The following is a 4,056-nucleotide window of genomic DNA, read 5'->3' as shown; positions in this document are numbered from 1 at the left end:
GGAGATCGGGCAGGGGGTGATGGGGGGGTTCTGGCGCGGCGCGGCGAGCTTGGATCCCGGGGGGGGGGGGGCGGGGCCTTGGTTTTTCCCCATCGCCCGGAACCGCCGCATCGACCTGGTGCGCCGGGCGCGCCGGCCCGAGCCGGATCCGCAGGACCCGCTCTTCCGGCCGGATCCCGAGCCCGGGGGCGTCGCGCGGATCTCCGCCGCGGAGCGCGAGGCGCGGCTGCGCGCGGGCCTCGCCGGCCTCGCGCCCGAGCAGCGCCGGGTGCTGGTGGCGGCCTTCTACGAGGGGTTGAGCCACGGCGAGATCGCGGCGCGGCTGGACCTGCCCGTCGGCACGGTGAAGTCGCGCATCCGGCTGGCCTTCGGCCATCTGCGCGAGGCGATCGGCGAGGACCTGGCGGGGGAGTTCGGAGATGAATGACGCCGTGGTGCTGGCCGAGGTCTGGCGCGGGCCGATCCCGGAATCCCGGCACCGCGGGCATGCGGTGATCTGCGACGCCGGCGGCGGCATCCGCGCCGCCTGGGGCGATCCCGAGCGGGTGATCCTGCCGCGGTCCTCCTGCAAGATGCTGCAGGCGCTGCCGCTTCTCGAGAGCGGCGCCGGGGCCGATCTGACCTCCGAGCAGCTCGCGCTGGCCTGCGCCTCGCATGTGGGCGCGGCGATGCATGTGGGCCGCGTCGCGCAATGGCTCGAGGCGATGGGCCTGGGCGAGGCCGACCTGCGCTGCGGCACTCAGGCGCCCGAGGACCGCACCGAGCGCGGCCGGCTGCGCGAGGCCTTCGAGCCGCCCTGCCAGCTGCACAACAATTGCTCGGGCAAGCATGCCGGCTTCCTGACCCTCGGCCGCCGTCTTGGCGGCGGCCCGGATTACGTCGATCCCGAGCATCCGGTGCAGCGCGCGGTGCGCGCCGCCTTCGAGGAGATGTGCGGCCTCGAGAGCCCCGGCTTCGGCATCGACGGCTGCTCGGCGCCGAATTTCGCCACCACGCTGCACGGGCTGGCGCATGCGATGGCGCGCTTGGCCGATCCGCGCGGGCTGGGGCGTGCCCGCGAGCAGGCGGCGCGGCGGCTGGTGGCGGCGATGCTGGCGCATCCGCTCCTGGTGGCCGGCGAGGGCCGGGCCTGCTCGGAGCTCATGGCGGCCGCGGGCGGCCGGGCCGCGGTCAAGCTCGGCGCCGAGGCGGTCTATGTGGCGGTCCTGCCCGAGCGCGGCCTCGGGGTGGCGCTCAAGATCGAGGACGGTGCGCGGCGGGCCAACGAATGCGCCATCGCTGCGCTGCTGGTGCGGCTGGGCGTGCTCGAGGCCGGCGACCCGCTGGTGGCGCGCCGCCTGGCGCCGCCGGTGCAGAGCCGGCGCGGCGAGGTCGTCGGCAGCATCCGCCCCGGCCCGGATCTCTGGCAGGAGGGCGCGCCGCTCTGATGGCGTTGCGGGCCGGCAGGGCCGTGCATCCGGCAAAGCGACCCCGGTCTCCCGAGCTCAGGGGCAGGCCAGCGTCACCATCCCGTCCCGCCCCGTCACGCCGAAGGCGTGCCTGCGGCACGACGCGGGCGCTTCGCTTCCGCCCGGGGGCCGGGCGCTGCCCTCGTCTTGTGGCGAAACGGTCGTCCGGGGAAAAATGGGCCCCAAATGCGATCACCCGCCCGGGTCGGCCGCCTCGGATTGACTCGCGCGGCCCGCCCGGTATCGTTCGCCCCGCACTTCACGGGCAGGGGCAGGTGGCAGACAGGGCGCGCAGCTTCGCGGTGATCGGCCTCGGCTCCTTCGGCAGCACCGTGGCGGCGGAACTGGCGCGGCTCGACGGCTACGTGCTCGGCATCGACAGCGATCCCGCGCGGGTCGGCCATATCGCCGACGAGATCGCCGAGGCGAAGATCCTCGACGCCAGCGACGAGGACGCGTTGCGCGAGGCCGGGCTCGACCGCTTCGGCGCGGTGGTCGTCGCCATCGGCGAGAACGTCGAGGCGAGCATCCTCAGCACCATGAACGCGCGGCTGATCGGCTGCGACATCATCTGGGCCAAGGCCCGGGACCGCACCCACCACCGCATCCTCAGCAAGCTCGGCGCCGACCGGGTGATCCGGCCCGAGCAGGATTACGGCCGCCACGTGGCGCAGATGCTGCACAATCCTGCCGTGCGCGACTACGTGAGCATCGGCAACGGCTATCTGGTGGTGGATTTCCAGGTCCCGGCCAAGTTCGACGGCCGGAGCGTCGGGTCATTGTCGCTGGAGGACGCGTTCGGTCTGCGCCTGCTCGGCGTGATGCGCGGCACCGAATTCTGCGGCACGGCGCCGGATTTCGCGCTGCGCACCGGCGACAAGATGCTGGTTCTCGGCACCCGGCCCGACCTGCGGCGGCTCGGCGCCACCTTCTGACCGGGCGGGCATGGCGACACCCCTCAAGCGACGGCTGATGCGCACGGCCGTGCAGGCGCCGCCGCCGCTGGTGCTGGCGGCGCTCTATGCCGCGCTGATCGGCCTCGGCACGCTCGGCCTGATGCTGCCCGCCGCGCAGGCGCTGCCCTTCGGCTGGGGCGACGCGCTCTTCACTGCCGCCTCGGCGGTGACGGTGACGGGCCTGGGCGTGATCGACGTCGCGGAGCACCTCACCCTACCGGGCCAGGGCATCGTCGCGGTGCTCATCCAGCTCGGCGGGCTGGGGCTGATGACCTTCTCGGTCTTGGTGCTCTCGGCGCTCGGGCTGCCGGTGGGGCTGACGCATTCGAGCTTCCTGCGCGAGGATCTCAACCAGACCTCGATCGGCGAGGTGCTGCGGCTGGTCCGGGTGATCCTGCGGGTGGTGCTGATCTGCGAGCTGGCGGGCACGGCGGTGCTGGCCCTGGCCTTCGTCCCGGTCCACGGCCTCGCCGGGGGCCTCTGGCACGCGCTCTTCCAGGCGGTCTCGGCCTTCAACAACGCCGGTTTCTCCAGCCTTCCGGGCGGCCTCCTGCCCTGGGCCGGGGATTCGCTCGTCAATCTCTCGCTGCCCGCGCTCTTCATCATCGGCGGGCTCGGCTACGGGGTGCTGACCGAGCTCGTGCGGGTGCGGAGCTGGCGGCGCTACTCGCTGCACGCCAAGCTGATGCTGCTCGGAACCGCGGTGCTGATCGTCGGGTCGGTGGCGATCTTCGCCGCGCTGGAATGGCGCAACCCCGCAACCCTCGGTCCGCTCGGGACCGGCGAGAAGCTGCTCGCGAGCTGGTTCCAGGGGGTGACGCCGCGCACCGCGGGCTTCAACACCCTCGACATCGCCGCGCTCGAGGACAGCACCACGACGCTCTTCATGGCGCTGATGCTGATCGGGGCCGGTCCGACCTCGACCGGCGGCGGCATCAAGGTCACCACCATCATCGTGATGCTGCTGGCGACGGTCGCCTTCTTCCGCCGCCAGACCGAGATGCATGCCTTCGGCCGCTCGATCGCGCTCGACCAGGCGCTCAAGGCGATGGCGCTGACGGCGATCAGCGTCGTGGTGGTCTTCACGGGCGTGTTCCTGCTCACCCTGAGCCACCAGGGCGAGTTCATCGACATCGCCTTCGAGGTCGCCAGCGCCTTCGGAACCGTCGGGCTCAGCCGCGGCTTCACCGGCGATCTCGACGGCTTCGGCCGGGCGGTGATCATCGTGATCATGTTCGTCGGCCGGGTCGGGCCGCTCACGCTGGGCTTCTTTCTCGCCACCCGCCAGCCGGCGCGAGTACGCTACCCGCCGACCGAGGTCTATCTCGGCTGAGCGGCGGGCGGGGCCGCGACCATGCTGCAGATCGATTGGTCGGCGAGCGGGTCATGTGGCCCCCGGTTGACCGCTCGGACCGGCGCCAGTTTCCCCGTGGCGATACCGCCTTCCCCTCGCGGATTTGGCAGGTGATACGGCCTCCGGATGATCGCTTCGGGCAGACGCCCGTTCCCCGTGACGGCAGGCGCGACAAATGCGCCCGCCCAGGCAGAGGCGCGCGCAGATCATGCCAGCGGCCCTCGCTGTCGACTCCTGTTCCTTCCGCGGCCAGGGTGTCCCCAGCCCGATCGACCCGTGGCGATCGGGCCGCGCCGGC

4 protein-coding genes are annotated in these 4,056 nt (G+C 72.7%); all 4 read left to right on the top strand.

Annotated features, from left to right (window positions below; genetic code table 11):
* Positions 1–427, top strand: a 427-nt coding sequence (locus V7050_RS19075; RefSeq protein ID WP_324411042.1) for a sigma-70 family RNA polymerase sigma factor, incomplete at its 5' end; no start/stop codon positions are given.
* Positions 420–1,427 carry an asparaginase gene (locus V7050_RS19070; protein WP_324368470.1) on the top strand — a complete coding sequence of 336 codons (1,008 nt, stop codon included), beginning with the start codon at positions 420–422 and terminating at the stop codon, positions 1,425–1,427. The genes V7050_RS19075 and V7050_RS19070, both read left to right, overlap by 8 nt.
* A gap of 296 nt (positions 1,428–1,723) precedes the next feature.
* A complete protein-coding gene (locus tag V7050_RS19065) occupies positions 1,724–2,383 on the top strand; it encodes a potassium channel family protein (RefSeq protein WP_324368468.1) in 660 nt (219 codons plus the stop codon).
* A 10-nt stretch (positions 2,384–2,393) separates the two neighbouring features.
* Complete coding sequence (locus V7050_RS19060) at positions 2,394–3,737, top strand: TrkH family potassium uptake protein (RefSeq protein WP_324368466.1); 1,344 nt, start codon at positions 2,394–2,396, stop codon at positions 3,735–3,737.
* Positions 3,738–4,056 lie beyond the last annotated feature (319 nt).

Origin of the sequence: Amaricoccus sp. (assembly GCF_036846665.1) — a bacterium.
GTDB lineage: Bacteria > Pseudomonadota > Alphaproteobacteria > Rhodobacterales > Rhodobacteraceae > Amaricoccus.
Note: the sequence above shows the minus strand (reverse complement) of the source record. Positions and strands in the feature narration are given on the sequence as shown.

Coding starts and splice junctions, on each gene's coding strand:
- V7050_RS19070 (WP_324368470.1), top strand. CDS start 420: ATGAATGACGCCGTGGTGCTGGCCGAGGTCTGGCGCGGGCCGATCCCG.
- V7050_RS19060 (WP_324368466.1), top strand. CDS start 2,394: ATGGCGACACCCCTCAAGCGACGGCTGATGCGCACGGCCGTGCAGGCG.